This window comes from Acinetobacter sp. CY73, assembly GCF_059515865.1.
Genome location: NZ_JCAKMZ010000032.1, coordinates 20,556 through 39,464 on the forward strand (window position 1 = coordinate 20,556; position 18,909 = coordinate 39,464).

Consider the following 18,909-nt stretch of genomic DNA (forward strand, 5'->3'; position numbering starts at 1 on the left):
TTTGATGTAAATGATTCTAACATTAGATGAAAGGCGATGTTTTGTATAAGCAGCGTTGTACAACGAGATTAAATTTGATATTCATAATTTTCATGATGAATTTTTAGTTGGCTTTATCAATAGTTGTGAGAGCGATTCTATTTAAGCTGTTCTATTTAAGTTGTGATTAAATACATGAAACTCGATATAAAAAAACATAACAATAAGGATATGTAATGAAACTGATTCGTGATTACCTGCATGCTGATCATAATAATTATCAAGGCCATGTAGATCCAAGATTTAAAGATTTGGCGACAAATTTTAGTCGCTTACAAGATTCGCGTAGTGAGCAAGGCGGTGCTGCGCTTGCTGTCTATTTTAAAGGCGAAAAAGTTGTTGATATTTATACAGGCAAAAAGTCAAAAAATGAATTATGGAAGAACGATACATTATCCGTGTGTTATTCGACGGGTAAGGGAATACTAGCCACGCTGGTTCATATCTTGGTGAGTCATCGTTTTTTAGATTATGATCAGCCCATTGCGGATTATTGGCCTGAATTTGCTCAGTATGGTAAAGAAAAGCTATCGCTGAGACACGTCTTGAGCCATGAATCAGGGTTGTACGATATACGTAACAGGATTGGTCAAGCATCCGATATGTCTGATTGGCAACATATGTTGCAAGTGATGGAACGGAGTCAACCACGATTTGAAATCGGTTCACAAAATGCCTATCAAGCACTGACTTTTGGATGGTTAGTCGGTGGTGCGATGGAAAAAGCAACACAAAGACCTTTACAGGATTTGATGAAACTTTATCTTACTGCACCGCTTGAACTCGATGGCGCTTATTTCGGTGTTCCGAAAAATGAGATTGGTCGTATTGCAAAACCGCTCAATTATCAAGATCCAGACATGCGTGCACTCAAGGCAGAACAAAAGAAAAACCAACCTAAGCTTAAAACACGAGAAAAGCACAAGCCTGATTTAATAGCAAAAGCCATCGAACTATCGGGGCAAAACCCTGAAGATTTTCTAGATGCGATGGTGCCTAAGGGAATGGCACGTTTTAGCTTTTTTGACGATGACACTTTGCAAAGCATGATTCCTGCTGCGAATGGTGTATTCACTGCAAGAAGCCTTGCAAAAATCTACGCGATGCTGGCTCAAGGCGGACGATGGAATAATATTGAACTGATTGACCCAGCGACCTTTGAAGCACTGAGTACCATTCAAAATCATGGGCGAGACCGAGTCATGCCGATTCCAATGAAATGGCGTTTGGGTTACCACAGAGTACTGACCTTGGGAAAACGTGCCAATCAAGGTTTTGGTCATATTGGCTACAATGGGTCAGGCGCTTGGTGTGATCCTGAGCGGGAACTGAGCTTTGCTTATACGCATAATTTTCCAACAGGTTCGATTACTGGTGATTATCGTTTGTGGGGCTTGAGCCAAGAAACTCTACGCTGTGCAGATTTGATCATCCATGGTAAAAAAGGTTGGTTCTAAGCTTGACTCATCAGTTATTTGGATAACTAGAATTAAACAAACTTTATTTATACAATTTGCACACTATAAATTTAAACTTAATAATAAGAGCTGTTCATGAAAAATAAAATATCGCTATTCGTCGCAACGTGTCTTTTGAGTGGTGTTGTTGCAAGTACCGTTCTGACGCCAAATACCAATAAAAACAGTGGTCTTATCCCTTCGGGGTATAGTGATTTACAATTTAATCTATCGAATGGTAATTGGGTTCAAAACCTGAGCTTGCCATCATCAGCCAATGATAAAGATGTGATTACGATTAGTTCTCAAGCTGGGTATGTATCTTATCTTGATGCATCCAACACAGATTTACCGTTAGAATCGTTAACCATTCGCCAAGGTCAGACCTATCGTTTTATTTTCAATAAAGCTATAAATCAATGGCGTGTCAATCCTGTCGTGAGCTATCCGAGTAATGGTGTTAATGACTTTGTTGTCATTAGCAACAATGAAATGATTCAAAAAGTACATGTACGGAATGGACAATGGGCACGTCAAATTACATTGCCAAGCAATGTTGCTGAAGGCACGCTGATTAACGTGGTGTCTGAAGCGAGTTATGATTCCTCTATAAATACATCAAATTTACTGTTTCCGAGTAGCTACATTCTAAAAAATGGAGACAGTTTTTGGTTTAAATATTCTAAAGAGCTAAGTAAATGGGTTCCTGAAAATGTGAGTCCTTATCAGCTCAAGGCACAAGATGTCGGGTCTAAAATCACAACGATCAAAGCACCACTCACAGAAGTTATTTTTGCAGATGGCAATTGGATTCCAAGCTTAGAACTCCCTCAAAATGCTAAAGATCGTGACCGTATCGTGGTGAAATCTTCTGCAACTTGGGAAGCGACCATTTCTAATACCAATATCAATACCCAAGCAACGTTGAAACTAAACCGCGGTGATCGCTATGAGTTTATGTATGTGGCTGATATTGCGAAATGGGTATTGATGTCTTCACCTCAGTTGGCTTTAGAGGCGAAATCGCTAAGTACTCAAAAACTTCCAGATATGAAACAACCGATGATGCGAGTAAAAATCGGTAATGCCAATTGGCAAGCGACTTTAGCTCTACCTTCTAAAGCCAGCATTGGAGATAGAGTAATCTTTAGCTCATTGGCGGATTGGAGTACCACGATCACTGCATCAAATGGTTTAAAGCAGACCATTTCCAAAGGTGAGAATCAGCGCTATGTATTTAGTGCAAGAGGATGGATTAAAGACAGCTATACCATTGATATGTTGTTGGTGAATAGTCCAGAAGTGTCTAAGTCCTTGGGTGCGAATGCTGCCAAGATTCGGATGTTAGAAGCGCAAGATCTAACCAATGTGGCAGCAGAAAACTCTAATGCTCAATTTTATATTCGAGACGTAGGTTATCTTGAGTATAGAATCCCTGGCAGTACCCAATTAGGGGATATTACGGGCGCGGGTCGTGATGACAAGATTATTCAAAATGAACGTAATCGTGTAAAAGCGGATGCTGTTTACTATCAAGGCAATGAAGAAGGCTGTGGCTTAGCTTGGCTTAATAGAACACCATCAGCGTATTATATGTTGGGCACTGGTAGTACCAATTGTGGTTTGTCAGTCATGCGCCATGAGTTTGGACATAATATGGGTGTAGATCATAATGATAGTCATGATTCTGCTCGTGGTTTTGCACATCCTTTAGGTAGCACGATTATGGGGGGGAACTCACTTCCATTTTTCTCAAGTCCTACTTTGTATCATCCAAAATATGGTTATCGTTTAGGTTTAACCAATAAAACGGATGCTTTGAGTATGATTAATAAGAATGCTTCCGCTGTTTCTCAATTTCGATAATCGTTGAGTTATCCATAAGCAATGAATAAAACAATTTACTTAATCCTTGTGGTGGCTACATTGGCTGCCACAACATTAATTTATTTTAAACCTGAGACGCATTCAGTGAATGAGTTTCAGGTCAAAGAGCAATCTTCTGATTCTAAAATTGACGTGGATTTGAGCAATCGTCATGGTGAGGAGAATCCATCTTTAAATGATGAAAAGATTGAGCAACATAAAATTGATAAAAATCTTATATCCGCCATAGAGCCGAATGCACTGAGAACTCATCTGATTCCAGCGCATTTTAAAAATCCTGAAGCGGGTTTTTTATTCAGCTTTAATATAGATAATATGGCGGATAAACAAGTGGGCGATCGAATTGAACTGAAAATGTTGCAATTTGATCTTCACCGTACTGCGATAATTCAATCAGTCGATCAATTAGATCAAGATATTATGAAATGGCGAGGGAGCTTTGAGGGTTATCCTGAAGACTTAAATTATTTTACGATTACTCAGAGTAAAGATGATCGCTACGCGATTTTAAAAGTCTTTACAGATAAGGGGAGTTATATCGCTGAAATTAAAGATGGAATTGGTTTGGCAAAGCCTGAGGATGTATTAATCAATGATGGACTAGAATCACACTAATCAGTTCATCTTGACGAAAAGCTGGTGTTTCGATACTTGCATCGGCAATAAATTATGTTATTTTTCGCTTTATTTACTTTTTTGTAGTCTCACATGCAAAAGTCAATTTTCATTCCATTGATTGCGCTTACTGCAATGGTCGGCTGTGGCGAACAAACTGTTACATCGGAAACTACAAGCACTGCCAAACATCAAGACTTTGAGAAGAAAGTTGTTATTCCTGACTGGGTTGGAAAGTATCAGGGCACGACGCCGTGTATGGCGTGTATTTCTCGATGTGATGAATGTCCTGGGATGTCTGTTGAATTGACATTGAAAGCAGATCAAACATTTGTACTCTCTCGCTTAAGTTTAAGTGGTCACAATGAAATCGAGACTTTGAAAGGTAAAGTCAAATTTTCAGATGCTGATCAAACAAAATTAGAGCTTGAAAATGTATCTACACGGAATTTAATTTTTGTAGATTTAAAGAATAATGTAATCGAGATTTTAGAAGACAAAACTTCGAATGCTTATGTGGCATTTGATGATTTTTCGCTTGAGAAAGTAATTTAATCGTCATTTAACGGGGGGATTTTAACCCTTTTTTGTTTGATTTTCGCTTTTATAAACTGTTTATTCGTTTTCATACGCATCACTTAACAAGAGAATTCGCAATCCGCATTCACTCTTGAATAAAAAAACAGTATGCTTAGACCTGTATAAAGGGAGCATCCATGTATCAAGTACTTGCACGTAAATATCGTCCACGTAATTTTATCGAACTCGTTGGTCAAAACCATGTATCACGTGCATTAACCAGTGCTTTAGAACGTGGCAGATTGCATCATGCCTATCTGTTTACAGGAACACGTGGCGTAGGTAAAACCACGATCGCGCGTATTCTTGCAAAATGTTTAAACTGTGAGACCGGTGTAACTTCGACGCCGTGTGAAGTGTGTCCAACCTGCACAGCGGTGAATGAAGGTCGTTTTATTGATTTAATCGAAATCGATGCTGCATCACGTACCAAAGTCGAAGATACGCGTGAATTACTCGACAACGTCCCTTATGCACCAACGCAGGGTCGATACAAAGTATATTTGATCGATGAAGTACACATGCTGTCAACGCATTCCTTTAATGCATTACTTAAGACATTAGAAGAACCACCCGAACATGTGAAGTTTCTGTTTGCGACGACAGATCCACAAAAACTACCCATCACAGTAATTTCACGTTGCTTACAATTTACTTTACGTCCTTTGGCTGTCGATGAAATTACAGCGCACTTGACCAATATTTTAAATAAAGAAGAAATCCAAGCAGAACAAGATGCGATTTGGCAAATCGCGGAATCTGCTCAAGGTTCATTGCGTGATGCCTTGTCGCTTACAGATCAGGCGATTGCCTATGGTCAAGGTGCGATTCAACATCAAGACGTCAAAGAAATGTTGGGATTGATTGATCGAACCATCATTTTTGATTTGATTTTAGCGATTCATCAAAATCAACAACAACGCGTGAGTGCCTTATTGATGCAGTTTAGACAGCAGGCACTCGATGTTTCTTTGGTTTTAGACCAGTTTATATCGACTTTGCATGAATTGGCGCTATTACAGTACTTACCTGATCTTAGCTTAAAATATAGTGCCGAAATTAATGCCAAAATTATGCAACTTGCGGGCTTAATTTCTGCTCAAGATCTTCAGTTGTATTATCAAGTTGCTTGTAAAGGACGTGCAGATCTACAGTTGGCTGTGACTCAAGAGCAGGGCTTTGAAATGTGTGTGTTGCGCTTACTGGCGTTTAGACCCATGCAACCTAATGAAGTAAGCGTACAGCAAGCTAGTCAGGTTTCAAACTCGCAAACTTCAGTTCAAGAGGACTCAGTACAAGCATCAAGACAAGAATCAAAAGCAGTCTTATCAGCAGTAACGGAACCATCAGTATCATCTGCAGCTGTTCAACGTGCTTCTAAAGATCAAAGTATAGTGTTTCAAGATAAATCAGTTGCTCAGGGTGAGATTCAGGATCAACAGCATTTAACGTCAAGCGTTCATAGCTCACATGAAGCAAGCTTTGATCAGGATGATGAATATAATGAAAATGCAGACTTAGATCATGCACTGAGCCAACGTCATGATCCGAATGAGCCAAGTAGTGATGACTATCTTGATGATGAAAATGATCAATCAGTAACAGATGCCGACATAAGTTCTGCGCAAGGATTAGAAGTTGCAGTTGCCAATAATCAACACGGCGTATCGACTGAAGATGCTTTAAGTCGTCAAAGCCCTACGATTGAAATCGCCAATCTTGAAAGTGCTCAGATCGAGAAATCTGAGGAGCCGAATGATGAAGCACCTGAACTTACCTTCTTTGGTGATGCACCTGTTGCTCCAGAATCGAAGGAATCATCATTAGGAAATGCCAATGATGATGTTTTTTTCTTAAATCCTGAAGTTGAAAACGTTGTTGCCAATGCATTAGGTAAACAAGAACCGTCATTTACTCAAAATACAGTGTCTGATCTTGGATCTGATTCAACTTTAATGCCGCAGGATATTTTAACTTTAAATCATCAAAATCTTGATGGTGAATGGAATATAGACAAGTGGGAATATTGGTTCCGTAATAGTCAATTATCTCCTGCCGTGCAAGAGTTGGCGCAACAAGGGATGATGACCGGCGAAATCAATGGCACGAGTATTTTCCATATTCCACAGAAGTACGAAACAATTCTCAATCAGTTCCAGCATATGCTTGAAAATGAATTGAAAGCGCAATGGTCGAATACACGATTTAGTGTGGTGTACCAAGATGTTATCGAGCAGACACCGTATGCCAAACAAGCTGAACGTAAAGTGAGAGCCCATTCAAGAGCCAATGAGCTATTAGCTCAAGAAGAGGCTGTACAAAGTCTAATGGCGATGTTTGACGCTGAAATTCATAACGTACAGCTGAAATGAGTTGGTATTTCACTTGGATTAAATAAAATGGATTTTAAGTTGATTCATTGATGAAGAATGATGATAAAGCATCTCGCATTTCCTTAGAAATCGGGGTGCTTTTTCTGGTATTTCGATCTACAAATACATGGGTGAAATAACCCTGTGCAGAGGCCTCATTTTGACCTTGTTTGAAAATAGCTAAGTCATAGGTTAGAGAGGAATTGCCGATTTTACGAATGGCTACACCAACTTCAATGATTTCGGGATAAGACAGCTCTTGCATGAATTGACAATGAGATTCAACGACTAGACCTATAGATGGTGATTGGCGTACATCAAATCCAGATTTTTGAATCAGTAAAGCATTGGCTGCTGTATCGAAATAACTATAATAAGTCACATTGTTGACATGACCATACATGTCGTTATCTGCCCAACGTGTTTGTATTGGAAAGATAAAAGAATAATGTTGTCGAGTGCGAATGTTCGGTTTCATAAAATCTTTCAAATGAATGTTAATAAATCGCTTTATAAATGTTTAATGCATCATTAAAGGTCATTTGTTTTGGATTGTTTTGCAATAATCGAGTTTGTTGCATGGCGTCATGGGCTAATGTTTCTAATTGATTTTCTTTCACATTTAATTCACTGAGTTTTAATGTCAGTCCGCTATGGTCTAAGTGTCGTTGCATATGATCGATAAATAAATCACATAAACCATCGGTATTGCCTTTACTATAAGGGTCCATCCATTGGATGAGTTCAGCGTAGTCTCGTTTGGCTTCAGAGGCATTAAATTTTAAAACCTCCAATAGCACTAAAGCATTGGTATGACCATGAGATAGATGAAAATGTCCACCCAGCGGATAGGCAAGTGCATGCACAGCTCCAACCGGTGCATTCGCAAATGCCTGACCCGCAAGCATTGAACCTAAGAGCATATTTTGACGAGCTTCAAGGTTATGACCATCGTCCAACACCAGTTTTAAATTTTTATTGAGTAGGCTTAAAGCTTGCTTCGCCAGTAAATCTGCATAAAAGTTTTTCTTCATTTTAGAGGTGTATGCTTCTATGGCATGCACCATGGCATCAATACCTGTAGCAGCTGTGATATGTGCAGGTAAATCCTTGGTAAAGTTCGCGTCTAAAATAGCCACGTCGGCATAGAGAATTGGTGAAACGATTCCTGTTTTGGTGGTTTCACCTGTGGTCACGATGGATATCGGGGTGACTTCAGAGCCAGTCCCTGCAGTCGTCGGAACGAGTATCAAAGGCAGACGAGGGGATTTCGCATTTCCAACACCATAAAGATGTTCAAGACATTGCGTTTGCTTAGGATCAGCGAGGATCGCGATAATTTTCGCGACATCGAGCGAACTGCCACCGCCAAATCCTAATACGGCATCAACATCGTTGGATTTTGCGAAATTCACTGCTTCGAGTACAACATGTTCAGGCGGATCAGCTTGAACATCTGAAAAAATAAGATATGGTGTAGAAGTAGCATCGAAAATTTCAAGCAGTGGCAAGTGCAACTGTTGTTGAATCATGCCTGCATCAGTGACCAGTAACAATTTCTTATATGCTTTATCTTTTAGAATGTTGGTTAATTCTACGATTGAGCCTAAGCCAGAAATAATATTTCCAACCGTTTGAAATTGAAATGATGCCATTCACGATTCCTTATGCATAATTCAGCATTATTGTTTTACAGTTCTATAGGATTCATCCTTTAAATAACTTAACATATACAACGATAAAAGATATGTACATTTGAGAGAGTTATGACGACGAAAAGGCCATACAAAATTTTATGTGTATGCTTAGGAAATATTTGTCGTTCACCTACTGCTGAAGTTGTGCTTAGACATTTTTGTCAAGCCGAGCAATTTAATGTAGAAATCGATTCTGCGGGTACCAGTAATTATCATCCCAATAAAGCGCCTGATTTGCGTAGTCAGAAGCATGCTCTAAAACGTGGTTATGATCTGTCAGCATTACGTGCAAGACAATTGACTGAGCAAGACTTTTTAGATTTCGATTTGATTTTAGCGATGGATATGGAAAATCTTGCCGATATAAAGGCATTAAAGTCTCAGGCTGAACAAAACTTCCCAAGTCATTTAATTAAAGCTCAAATCGCTTTGATGAGTGAGCATGACTTAGATTATCCAAAACATGCCGTGCCCGATCCTTATTATGGTGGAGATCTTGGTTTTGAGCAGGTCTTAGATCAGTGTGAGTCGAGTAGTCAAGCATGGGTTACTTATTTAAAAACGAAACTCAGCTAATTCATATTTATTTGAAAGACTAAACCTTTATTTAAAGATTAAGCCCTAATTAAAGATTTGACCCATATTTAAAAGATGTAATGGTGCTTGTTCTGAATCAGCATCAACAGTTGCGTAGAGTACATATAATTCATGATAAACGTTCAAACCAATGTCCAATTAAAATCACTGAACAGTTTGAGTTTGGATGCTGTTGCATCGCATTATGTTCAAATTCATGATACTCAAGATCTGCTGGAGGCAATTGAGTTTGCCGATAAAAATCAGCTAAATATCATGATTTTGTCAGGTGGTAGCAATATGTTATTGCCAAATCAGATCAGTGCTTTGGTTATTCATATGAATATTCAAGGCAATGAACGTATTGCTGAGGATAATACGACGTATATCCTACGCGTTGGCGCGGGGCAAAACTGGCATAAGTTTGTGCTGTGGACGACTCAACAGAAAATGTATGGCTTACAAAACTTAGCTCTGATTCCAGGTTTGGTCGGTGCATCCCCAGTTCAAAATATTGGTGCATATGGTGTTGAAGTCGGTGAGTTTATTCACGCTGTTGAAGTGTATAACCGTGACAAGCAAAAGTTTGAATCGATTTTAGCTGAAGATTGTGATTTTTCTTATCGTCACAGTGTTTTTAAAGCCGATCCGACTCGCTATATCATTACGCATGTTGTATTTAAGTTATTAAAAAATCCGGATTTAAAAATCCAATATGGTGATTTAAAAGCAGCAATGGCAGACGATTTAAGTCCTGAAAATTTACAGAATCAAGTCATTCACATTCGTCGTAGTAAATTGCCTGATCCAAAAGAATTTCCAAATGCAGGTAGTTTCTTTAAAAACCCTGTGATTCAAAACTTTGAATATGAAAAGCTGGCATTGAAATTCCCCAATGTGCCGCATTATCCACAGGCGAATAACACGCAAAAAATCGCTGCAGGTTGGCTGATTGATCAAGCAGGTTGGAAAGGCAAACAACTTGGAAATGTAGGAATGTTTAATAAACAAGCACTTGTATTGGTCAATTATGCTGATGCAAATTTACAAGATGTACAAACAACCTATCGCGCTGTACAGCAAGATGTGTTAAAAAAGTTCAGTATTCAACTTGAACCTGAGCCTGTACTTTTTGACTCGATGGGTTTAATTCGACCACATACCAACAATTGATATAAGGGTGTTATGTCTAAACAGCATTGGATGATTTCAATCGTACGCGTGATGGCGCTTTTATTCGTGCTTTTAGGTTGTCTCTTGGTTTTTTGGTATACGCCATTTTATTCGAATCTAGTCGTTAAAGCGCTAAATACCTTTGTCCCTGTAAATGTGGATGTTGTGGCTGCTCAAAGTCAGCAGATGGCTGCACTGACCGATCATGCTGATTATGAGCCGGGATCACGGTTGTGGATTGCGCGCCAAGCTTATTTGGATTTGATGGAGCAGGCGATCCAAAATAAGAAAATAGAAGATCTTGTTTTGATTCAAACCCGCTATCAAATATTGTTGGATGAAATTAAGAACACGCTGAAAGATAATAATCAGCAACAGCCTAAAGACACGCCTAAGATTCCTGTTGTCGCAGCTGTAGAAAGTGCAGAGATTTCAACACCTGCAAGTGACGTGCAAAATGATGAGCAAGAAGAATCTATTCAAAATTTAAAGGAAAGTGCTGAGGATAAAGCTTTAAGAGAAACCTACACTCAATTTCTTGAAACCCATCCTATAGAGGTAACTTCCTTACAGTCTGTAGATGATCAGACTTATAAAGATATTGCATTAATTCAGAGTCAAGGGGATAAGAAAAAAGCGAGTTCAGAACCGCATGCCATTGTGACTTTGGGTGGTGGACTAACGCTGGGTAAAAATAAAATAGATATCGTGGTCAATGAATACACACGCTTACGGCTTGAGAAAACGCTTGAAGTCGAAAAAGAAAGTAAATTGCCGATTGTACTGAGCGGTGTGGAAGCGCCTTATATGCAAGCTTGGTTGAAAAATTCAGGCGTGGAAGCTAATCTATTAGAAAATAGAAGTATGAATACCTGTGAAAACACACGCTTTAGCTCATTATTATTACAAAAAAAAGGGGGAGCACCAACTGTGATTTTGATTACCGACCGCTACCATATGCCTCGTACGCGTCGTTTATTTGCACTGAATGGCATTCAGACCATTCCTGTTGAAGCCCCAATGCCAACACCAATGACAAAATGGCGACCGAGCTTGCAAAACTACGATCATAGTCGCCGTGCCAACTATGAGATGCTTGCATCAATTCGTGATGTATTATTTGGTTCAAGTGGTTGTAGAGAGGTTCCATAATGGCTGATATTCCTTTTCTCAATCCAAGTGTGTTGACGCAACTAGATTTACCTATTCCAAACCGGAACGACACCCCCTTAACACTTGAGCCTTTAAATTTGAATCGTCCTTATGAACCCTCTAAGGAAATTCAAGCGTACAGACGACTCTATGGTCTAGATCAATTAGAAGGTCATTTTTGGCAAGGTTACGTCAAAATGCCATTATTTAAATTACATGTACAAGTGTATCAACCTATTATTGATCAAATTAAAGGTACCGTTTTTCTATTACATGGTTACTTAGAACATAGTGGTATTTATCAGCCAATCATTCGTGAATTATTAGATCAAGGTTTTAGTGTCATTACATACGACCTACCAGGTCATGGTCTAAGTGATGGAAATGCGGCAAGTATCCAAAATTTTGACCATTACCAACAGGTTTTACATGCGGTACATCAGTATTTAAAGGGTGCAGATCAACTTCCTAAGCCTTGGCTCGGTATTGGACAAAGTACAGGCGCTGCCATTTGGATGCATCATTTATTGGAATACGCACAGCAGCGTAAAAATCCCATTGTAGAGCGCGTGCTTTTATTGTCACCCTTGGTTCGTCCTGCGAAATCAGCGTGGTGGCATAATTCTGTAGGTTTAGGGATTATTCGTCGTATTAAGCGCGAAGTTCCGAGGCATTTTAAACGGAATAATCATAACCCTGAATTCTTACGTTTTGTGCGCCTCAAAGATCCTTTACAGCCTCGAATGATGGGGATGGATTGGATTTTGGCAATGTCTAAATGGATGCAGGAAATGGAGCAACGTCCTGCATGTCGAATTCCAGTTTGGTTGGCACAGGGTGCTCAGGATCAAACGGTCGATTGGCGTTATAATATTGAGTTTATACGTGAGAAATTCAGATTACAGACTTTACTAATGTTGGAAGAAGGCTCTCATCAGTTAATCAATGAAAGAGCAGATATTCGTGCGGCACTGACGGGTTTGATTCCTGCTTTTTTACATGCGCAAACAGGTAAGGGCTACTACTAGCCCTTCAATACTGAATAACAACGATATAAATAATCGACCTTTATATGTATAAGCGTTTCAATCTTAATGCTACTCAAGCAAAAATAATTCAACGATCCAATAATGCAAAGCAGTCCTGTCTTATTCTTAAACTGAGTAATCACTCTGCATTTAAAATTGATATTGATGATCAAGACAGATTTTATCAAGTGGGTGATTTAATTCAAGTTGTACATGACGATCAATGCAAACAGGTTTACGCGATTTTAAATCACAAAACCAAGCAACTTTATCTCAAACCTCAATTAGTGAATGATAACTCACAAGGATTGCGCCATTCTTTTGCGCGTTTTGTTTATATATTTTTAAGTTGTTTTATTTTTATCTTGAGTATGATTATTGCGCATCAGTTAATCAGCTATTGGGATATTTTTTGGGGAAATATTCAAGACTGGCTTTTGCTAATTTTCATCGCCAGCATCGGGATCGGCTTGGCAATATTTACGTTAACTGAAAAGAAAGATCACTCAGCATTGCTTGAAGAAGTGTTTGAACAGCTAAATTTTCCTAAAATAACTCCTGTACAATTACGACATTTCGCTCACACCAATTCATATTTTGAACTCAACAAAATTTTTTTTGATGTCAAAATTCTGATGAGTCTTCATCATCAGTCTAAACATGACATTCAAGCAGCATTGCAACAAGTTTTAAAGCATAAAAATCAATTTGGTTTGATTCAAACAGAAGCTGAAAAGTATAAATTGTTCAAATCTCAAGGCACACTCACCGCAATTCAGATTGAGAAAATTCCATATTCTGCTGAACATAGCGATCCTTTAAACTTAGTTAAATTTAACTTAGATAAATTAGCTTTATATACGTATGTAGATGAATTTCATTTAAAAAATAAGACCTCAGTGACTGTCTTATATTCAAATTTAGCAGATAAACAGGGGCGATATATTTGGGCTTTATCAGACCAACATCGATATGTCTATTTAGATGAAGATGTGCTTTTGGACTTGGTGTATCAAATCAATGACAGCTTACTCAAGTACCGTGATTTCAGTGTTTTAGCCCTATGTGTCATCGGTATCATGGCTCTATTTTGGGCTATATTATTTTTAGGAGAAGGAGGATTTATTGATCAGTTCATGTTTGTTTTTTTGCATCTTCTCAGTTTATTGGTTGTGTCAATTCCGCTTTTTCTGATTTACGATTTCATTTATTTAAAAGATTCTTATAGCAAGCATCAGCAAAACATTCACGCCTATGTTGCTGCTCAATTAAAAAAATTATTGGTATTGCCTAATCAGATCACATTTAAAGACTTAGCACCGTATAGAATTCAGCGTAACTTTGAAAATGGCTTGAGTCGAACGGGATTCGATCTCAAGCCAAAGTAGACTCACGTGTTAAAACTGCTCAGCTTTCGCGAGATTCCACATACGATAATAAAAATTTTCATCATCTTTATTTTCGCAAGTGAGCAGTTCGCCTTCTTTTAACCAAAAATGCAATTGAGCATAGTTTTTGATCTCACGGTCATTTACACGTTGCGCTAAATGATGTGCCTTAATATCGCTTGGATGTTCAAGACCAGCAGCGGCAATCATTTCTGACAAGGCATGCAGCGTATTTTTATGGAAGCTAAAAACACGTTCAGCTTTTGTTGGAACATGAATGGCTTTTTGACGATCAGGGTCTTGCGTTGCGACTCCCACAGGGCATTGGTTGGTATGACAGCTTTGCGCTTGAATGCAACCCACAGCAAACATAAACCCACGTGCAGAATTCACCCAATCTGCACCAATGGCAAATGTACTTGCAATATCAAATGCACTGATAATTTTACCGCTTGCACCGAGCTTAATTTGATCTCGAAGTCCAGCGCCCACTAAAGTGTTATGTGCAAATAGGAGGGCTTCACGTAATGGTGTGCCAATGTTGTCACTAAATTCAATCGGTGCGGCGCCTGTACCGCCTTCAGACCCATCAATTACAATAAAGTCGGGAATGATGTTGGTCGCCAACATACCTTTAACTATACTCATGAATTGCCAAGGTTGACCGATACACAATTTAAATCCAACAGGCTTACCATTTGAAAGTTCACGTAATTGTTGAATGAAATGCATCATTTCAATTGGATTACTAAAAGTAGAGTGGGTTGGTGGTGAAATACAATCTCGGTCACGTGGCACGCCACGAATTTGAGAGATTTCTTCAGTAATTTTATGTTTCGGTAAGATCCCACCATGACCAGGTTTTGCACCTTGAGAAAGTTTTAATTCGATCATCTTGATATTGGGAAGGCTGGCTTGTTGAGCAAATTTTTGGGGATTAAATTTGCCTTCAGGGGTACGACAACCAAAGTACCCACTGGCAATTTGCCAAACGATATCACCGCCATTTTCAAGATGATATGGGCTTAAACTTCCTTCGCCTGTATCGTGGTAAAAACCTCCAAGCTTTGCACCCAAATTCAAAGAACGGATGGCATTTGCACTTAAACTACCGAAACTCATCGCTGAAATATTCATGATCGATGCACTATAGGGCTGAGTGCATTGTTCATTACCAATATTAATACGGAATGTCGTAGGATCAGCAGGGTGTTTAGGTGTCATCGAATGATTGATAAATCGATAATCTTGTTGATAAACATCAATAATTGAACCAAAGGGTTTATCTGCATTTTCATTCTTTGCACGTTGATAGACTAGACTACGTTGCATTCTTGAAAATGGCAGTGCATCTTGATCCGACTCAATAAAGTATTGGCGAATTTCAGGTCTAAAGTCTTCAAAGAGGAAGCGGAAATGTCCCATGATTGGATAGTTTTTGAGGATGGAGTGTTTATTTTGTAAAACGTCATACAGTCCTAAAAAACTCAATGCGGATGTGATTAGCCATAAAATATTAATGACCGTATCCGACATAAAATAGTAAATATAATGAGGATGATAGAACAATCTTAACCAAGTGATGCTGAGTGCAATAAAAATGCAGGCAAACCAGATGGAGTGTCTTGAAAAAAAGGTGTTGAGTAATTTGTGTCTTATTGCTTGCGCTGGGCTTGCCATTTTTTATTGTTCCAAAAATTTATATTTTCAAATTACGAATAAATCTAACAATTCGCAAGTATCGAATTGTTCGTTCTAAGCTATCAATAACTTAGAACGAATTTCAATCATTTTGAGTTTGTTTTCTGATTATTCAGCAGACTCTTCTGGCGGTAGGAGCATAATGATCGATGCATTCATTAGCTCAGCGATATTTTCTAAAATATTTTGATCGTACAGCTCTTCATTGAATTCGATGATTTCACCGTCAGCGATCATTTTGAGTTTTGCAGAGAATGCTTCAGCAATATCCATGCGTTCACCATTTGCCCAAAAACGTAATACCTGATCAAACTCGCTATAAAGCAGTCGTGATGCAGGCTCAAGTTTGAGTAAATAACCTTGATCTAGTGCCTCTTCTAAATCACCGACACCAATTTCATCATTTTCTGGAATATTATTTGGATAGCCGGGGCGTGAAATTAAAGTCATCAAGGCTTCATTTAGTGCATTCGGATTTTGCAGTTCTTCCAAAAGTTTTTCACGTAAATATTGAAGCTCTTGTGAGGTAATCTCACCAATCGCTGAGGTTTGATCACGTTGAATATCAGCTAAAGGATTTTGAAGGCATTCATCAATTGAAAGTGCATCACCTAAGCTATCGACCATATCTGCAACATTTGGCATGCGGAAACCGAATGAATAGGTGAGGCAGTCATCTTCAGCAACGCCATAGTGAGCCAGCCCTGGTGGAACATAGAGTAAGTCACCTGGAGCAAGGACTTCATCGAAATTCACGTCAATTTCAGGTAAAAGCTTAAGTGGTTGTCCAGCAACGTATTCTGTAGTTGCATCGCATTGTTGCCCCAACTGCCAACGACGGTGCCCGAAACCTTGTACAAGGAAAACATCATAAAAATCAAAATGCTTACCTACCGAACCGCCTTTAGGTGCATAAGACACCATGATATCTTCACGACGCCATTGAGGAATGAACGGAAACTTTTTCCACATTTCTGATAAATCAAATGAATAGTGGTCAACTGCTTGAACCAAAAGCGTCCAAAGCTTGGGCATCTTTTGAAAGTCAGCTTTGATTAATGGCGAAGACTTCACTGTCCATTGATTCGGATCACGGTCTTTTTGTTTGATCAGGCGAGCACTCATTTCATCTTCTAGTGCAAGTTCCATCACATCATTGGGCTCTAGAATTCCTGCAATTTCTGGAATTGCATTACGAACTAGAAGCGGTTTCTTTTGCCAGTATTCTGAGAAAAATTGTTCAGCGGTAATCCCGCCTAATACGTCTAAAGTTTGGGACATAATTAAAACTACAAAAAATTTTAACTATTGTCCGCTGAAGGTGACGAAATTTGCAAGGAATAAAATACTCAATCGTATACTTTGATGCTATTCGACAGCTTAAATACAGGGTTAATTTGTCATAGAATTTTGCTCAAGGAATTCCAGAAATTTATGCTCAATTTTAGATTCTAAAGGCTCTATTTTTCCCTGAATTTGCTCCAAAGTTTCAAAATCATCTGAATATATGCTTGAATTTTGAGAATCAGGCTCTATGACATTCAAATTGAAAATTTTCTTATTGTTAAAATACTGTTGTTTATAAGCATATAATTTAACCATGTCAGGACTTTGTGCTTTTATTTCAGTTAATTTTGAACTTTCAATTTCTGATACTGCATGGATAAATCGAATATGATCTTGTGTTGATGCATTTTCTAAAGTATTTGCTGTATTCATCATTTTAATCGTAATTTGATCGATATTGATCAATGTGATTTTGTAGCTTAACCATTCATTGATCCATTGCGCTGCATGGTTTAATTTATCTCTCAATTCGGCTAAAGCCACTCGTTCTAATTGACTGAATTGGTCATGATAAGATGTGTTTAAAACATTTAAGCGTTTATTTTTTTCTATACCGTCAGCTGTGAAAAATTGAGATGGATTAAGTTGGGCTTGAATATTATTTTTTTCAATCATCAGTTGATTAATGTGTTTAGCATCCGATGTTTTCAAACTAAGCGCAGCACGTTTTTCATTGATGAGTTTATTCATTGTTTCATGATGTTGATTAATGATCTGCTCAGATTTCTGTCTATTTTTTGAGTTTAATAATTTTTTACCTAACTCTTCGAATTGTCGAATTTGAGCCTTTTCAAAAGACATTATTTGTGCAAGTTGTATCCAGTCTTTGACTGTGTTGCTTAATTCCGCTTGTGAAATTTCGGGAATAGGGGATGCATACACTGAAGGAGATAGTGTGGTGAAAGCCAATGTTGCACAAAATAAAGTATAGCTCAGTAAATTAGGCATCGTGTTTTGATATCTCCAAAATGATACATCACCATTTACATCATCCAAATATGTTGCGACAACAAGATAGATTCAATTTCAATTTGTGAAAATGCTACTTGTACATGCGTTTTCAAAAAATTCGTTATTTATCGCAATTTATATTCGATTTAATGCCTTAGTCGGTTCACGTGATTTAGGATAAATATATGATTTTACGATTCAAATTCTTTATAAATACGCTCATTCTTGTGCCCTAAGATCTTTTAAATATCTTAAAGTATTCATCTCAATTTCTTTTTCGAGTTCAATAGTTTGACGTGTAATTTCAATAGCTTTTTGAATCATCACCTTATTTTCGACTTTTCCTGAGTCAGGCGCATCAAATATGTTATTTAATAGTAGATGTGTAGAGCCTTTAATATTCTGAATTTGTAAATCAATCAATTGGCGCATTTGGTTGGTGTGAGGAGTTAATGAGTTTAGTTTTAAAATCAGTTGGTCACGACTGTTTATAGTAAATGCTCTCATTTTTTTATTAAAAATTTCCATTTCAGCATCGCTTTGATTCGTCTCTAATAATTTTTCAAGTTCCTTTGCATTCTGTTCAGACTCTTGATCAAATGTGTACTGGATTAAGCGATAGTCGACCCAATCATTGATCAATTTTTTTTTATCATTTTCATCATTTTGTGGAACAGTAAGCGTTTCACTTTTTGCAAAACTGGGTAGTGTGATGGTGCTTAAAGTGAGTAAAATGCTTAAGCTAAGCAATAATGTCTTCATAACTAATAAGCCTTTTAAAGTGTTAATTAATAGACCTCTTGCGAAAGTAAAAACTATCCCCATATAAATGTCATGAGATATCAGAAATTAAACCATTTTTCAGATTCTGAATTCAAACGCTTGGTTGGCGTACCTCGGCAAGTTTTTACTGAAATGGTCGAGGTTTTAGCAAAAGCAGAATCACT

Annotated in this window: 16 protein-coding genes and 1 pseudogene; 11 read left to right on the plus strand and 6 right to left on the minus strand. The window is 38.1% G+C overall.

Features of this window, described 5'->3' with window-relative positions; all coding sequences use genetic code 11:
- Window positions 1–221: 221 nt before the first annotated feature.
- The 5 genes from AC5YD2_RS13600 to dnaX all read left to right on the plus strand — a co-directional run bounded on the left by AC5YD2_RS13600 (window position 222) and on the right by dnaX (window position 6,949).
- Complete coding sequence (locus AC5YD2_RS13600; protein ID WP_496126869.1) at window positions 222–1,496, plus strand: serine hydrolase domain-containing protein; 1,275 nt, start codon at window positions 222–224, stop codon at window positions 1,494–1,496.
- A 90-nt stretch (window positions 1,497–1,586) separates the two neighbouring features.
- Window positions 1,587–3,362 carry a metalloendopeptidase CpaA gene (gene cpaA, locus AC5YD2_RS13605; RefSeq protein WP_496126870.1) on the plus strand — a complete coding sequence of 592 codons (1,776 nt, stop codon included), beginning with the start codon at window positions 1,587–1,589 and terminating at the stop codon, window positions 3,360–3,362.
- Window positions 3,363–3,383: 21 nt separating this feature from the next.
- Complete coding sequence (cpaB, locus tag AC5YD2_RS13610; RefSeq protein WP_496126856.1) at window positions 3,384–3,998, plus strand: metalloprotease secretion chaperone CpaB; 615 nt, start codon at window positions 3,384–3,386, stop codon at window positions 3,996–3,998.
- A gap of 93 nt (window positions 3,999–4,091) precedes the next feature.
- Complete coding sequence (locus AC5YD2_RS13615; protein ID WP_496126857.1) at window positions 4,092–4,553, plus strand: copper resistance protein NlpE N-terminal domain-containing protein; 462 nt, start codon at window positions 4,092–4,094, stop codon at window positions 4,551–4,553.
- Window positions 4,554–4,714: 161 nt separating this feature from the next.
- Complete coding sequence (gene dnaX / locus AC5YD2_RS13620) at window positions 4,715–6,949, plus strand: DNA polymerase III subunit gamma/tau (protein ID WP_496126858.1); 2,235 nt, start codon at window positions 4,715–4,717, stop codon at window positions 6,947–6,949.
- A 34-nt stretch (window positions 6,950–6,983) separates the two neighbouring features.
- On the opposite strand, the gene AC5YD2_RS13625 is transcribed toward dnaX, so the two are convergent.
- Together AC5YD2_RS13625 and AC5YD2_RS13630 are read right to left on the minus strand one after the other, a co-directional pair.
- A complete protein-coding gene (locus tag AC5YD2_RS13625; protein ID WP_496126859.1) occupies window positions 6,984–7,427 on the minus strand; it encodes an acyl-CoA thioesterase in 444 nt (147 codons plus the stop codon).
- Between the two features lie 19 nt (window positions 7,428–7,446).
- Window positions 7,447–8,604, minus strand: coding sequence for an iron-containing alcohol dehydrogenase (locus AC5YD2_RS13630; protein ID WP_496126860.1), 1,158 nt, complete (start codon window positions 8,602–8,604; stop codon window positions 7,447–7,449).
- Between the two features lie 111 nt (window positions 8,605–8,715).
- On the opposite strand from AC5YD2_RS13630, the gene AC5YD2_RS13635 reads away from it, so the two are divergent.
- The 5 genes from AC5YD2_RS13635 (at window position 8,716) to AC5YD2_RS13655 (ending at window position 13,963) form a co-directional block, all read left to right on the plus strand.
- Window positions 8,716–9,222 carry a low molecular weight protein-tyrosine-phosphatase gene (locus AC5YD2_RS13635; protein WP_496126861.1) on the plus strand — a complete coding sequence of 169 codons (507 nt, stop codon included), beginning with the start codon at window positions 8,716–8,718 and terminating at the stop codon, window positions 9,220–9,222.
- Window positions 9,223–9,357: 135 nt separating this feature from the next.
- Window positions 9,358–10,395, plus strand: coding sequence for a UDP-N-acetylmuramate dehydrogenase (murB, locus tag AC5YD2_RS13640; protein ID WP_496126871.1), 1,038 nt, complete (start codon window positions 9,358–9,360; stop codon window positions 10,393–10,395).
- A gap of 12 nt (window positions 10,396–10,407) precedes the next feature.
- A complete protein-coding gene (locus tag AC5YD2_RS13645; RefSeq protein WP_496126862.1) occupies window positions 10,408–11,547 on the plus strand; it encodes a YdcF family protein in 1,140 nt (379 codons plus the stop codon).
- Window positions 11,547–12,575, plus strand: coding sequence for an alpha/beta hydrolase (locus AC5YD2_RS13650; protein WP_496126863.1), 1,029 nt, complete (start codon window positions 11,547–11,549; stop codon window positions 12,573–12,575). Before AC5YD2_RS13645 ends, AC5YD2_RS13650 begins: the two co-directional genes overlap by 1 nt.
- Window positions 12,576–12,619: 44 nt before the next feature.
- Window positions 12,620–13,963: a hypothetical protein gene (locus tag AC5YD2_RS13655; RefSeq protein ID WP_496126864.1), complete on the plus strand. Its 1,344-nt coding sequence runs from the start codon at window positions 12,620–12,622 to the stop codon at window positions 13,961–13,963.
- A gap of 9 nt (window positions 13,964–13,972) precedes the next feature.
- On the opposite strand, the gene AC5YD2_RS13660 is transcribed toward AC5YD2_RS13655, so the two are convergent.
- From AC5YD2_RS13660 to AC5YD2_RS13675, 4 genes are all read right to left on the minus strand, one after another.
- Window positions 13,973–15,643 carry an FMN-binding glutamate synthase family protein gene (locus tag AC5YD2_RS13660; RefSeq protein ID WP_496126865.1) on the minus strand — a complete coding sequence of 557 codons (1,671 nt, stop codon included), beginning with the start codon at window positions 15,641–15,643 and terminating at the stop codon, window positions 13,973–13,975.
- A 129-nt stretch (window positions 15,644–15,772) separates the two neighbouring features.
- Complete coding sequence (locus AC5YD2_RS13665; RefSeq protein WP_496126866.1) at window positions 15,773–16,945, minus strand: ribosomal protein uL16 3-hydroxylase; 1,173 nt, start codon at window positions 16,943–16,945, stop codon at window positions 15,773–15,775.
- A gap of 111 nt (window positions 16,946–17,056) precedes the next feature.
- The gene (locus AC5YD2_RS13670; protein WP_496126867.1) at window positions 17,057–17,959 is read right to left on the minus strand and encodes a hypothetical protein; all 903 of its coding nucleotides are present in this window, start codon (window positions 17,957–17,959) and stop codon (window positions 17,057–17,059) included.
- 222 nt (window positions 17,960–18,181) lie between these two features.
- Window positions 18,182–18,787 carry a hypothetical protein gene (locus AC5YD2_RS13675; RefSeq protein ID WP_496126868.1) on the minus strand — a complete coding sequence of 202 codons (606 nt, stop codon included), beginning with the start codon at window positions 18,785–18,787 and terminating at the stop codon, window positions 18,182–18,184.
- A gap of 9 nt (window positions 18,788–18,796) precedes the next feature.
- On the opposite strand from AC5YD2_RS13675, the pseudogene AC5YD2_RS13680 reads away from it, so the two are divergent.
- Window positions 18,797–18,909, plus strand: a pseudogene (locus tag AC5YD2_RS13680) (IS5/IS1182 family transposase); the annotation flags it as partial.

Excerpts from the sequence above, each read along its gene's own strand:
- cpaB (WP_496126856.1), top strand. The coding sequence starts at position 3,384 with ATGAATAAAACAATTTACTTAATCCTTGTGGTGGCTACATTGGCTGCC.
- AC5YD2_RS13615 (WP_496126857.1), top strand. The coding sequence starts at position 4,092 with ATGCAAAAGTCAATTTTCATTCCATTGATTGCGCTTACTGCAATGGTC.
- dnaX (WP_496126858.1), top strand. The coding sequence starts at position 4,715 with ATGTATCAAGTACTTGCACGTAAATATCGTCCACGTAATTTTATCGAA.
- AC5YD2_RS13625 (WP_496126859.1), bottom strand. The coding sequence starts at position 7,427 with ATGAAACCGAACATTCGCACTCGACAACATTATTCTTTTATCTTTCCA.
- AC5YD2_RS13630 (WP_496126860.1), bottom strand. The coding sequence starts at position 8,604 with ATGGCATCATTTCAATTTCAAACGGTTGGAAATATTATTTCTGGCTTA.
- AC5YD2_RS13635 (WP_496126861.1), top strand. The coding sequence starts at position 8,716 with ATGACGACGAAAAGGCCATACAAAATTTTATGTGTATGCTTAGGAAAT.
- AC5YD2_RS13645 (WP_496126862.1), top strand. The coding sequence starts at position 10,408 with ATGTCTAAACAGCATTGGATGATTTCAATCGTACGCGTGATGGCGCTT.
- AC5YD2_RS13650 (WP_496126863.1), top strand. The coding sequence starts at position 11,547 with ATGGCTGATATTCCTTTTCTCAATCCAAGTGTGTTGACGCAACTAGAT.
- AC5YD2_RS13655 (WP_496126864.1), top strand. The coding sequence starts at position 12,620 with ATGTATAAGCGTTTCAATCTTAATGCTACTCAAGCAAAAATAATTCAA.
- AC5YD2_RS13660 (WP_496126865.1), bottom strand. The coding sequence starts at position 15,643 with ATGGCAAGCCCAGCGCAAGCAATAAGACACAAATTACTCAACACCTTT.
- AC5YD2_RS13665 (WP_496126866.1), bottom strand. The coding sequence starts at position 16,945 with ATGTCCCAAACTTTAGACGTATTAGGCGGGATTACCGCTGAACAATTT.
- AC5YD2_RS13670 (WP_496126867.1), bottom strand. The coding sequence starts at position 17,959 with ATGCCTAATTTACTGAGCTATACTTTATTTTGTGCAACATTGGCTTTC.
- AC5YD2_RS13675 (WP_496126868.1), bottom strand. The coding sequence starts at position 18,787 with ATGGGGATAGTTTTTACTTTCGCAAGAGGTCTATTAATTAACACTTTA.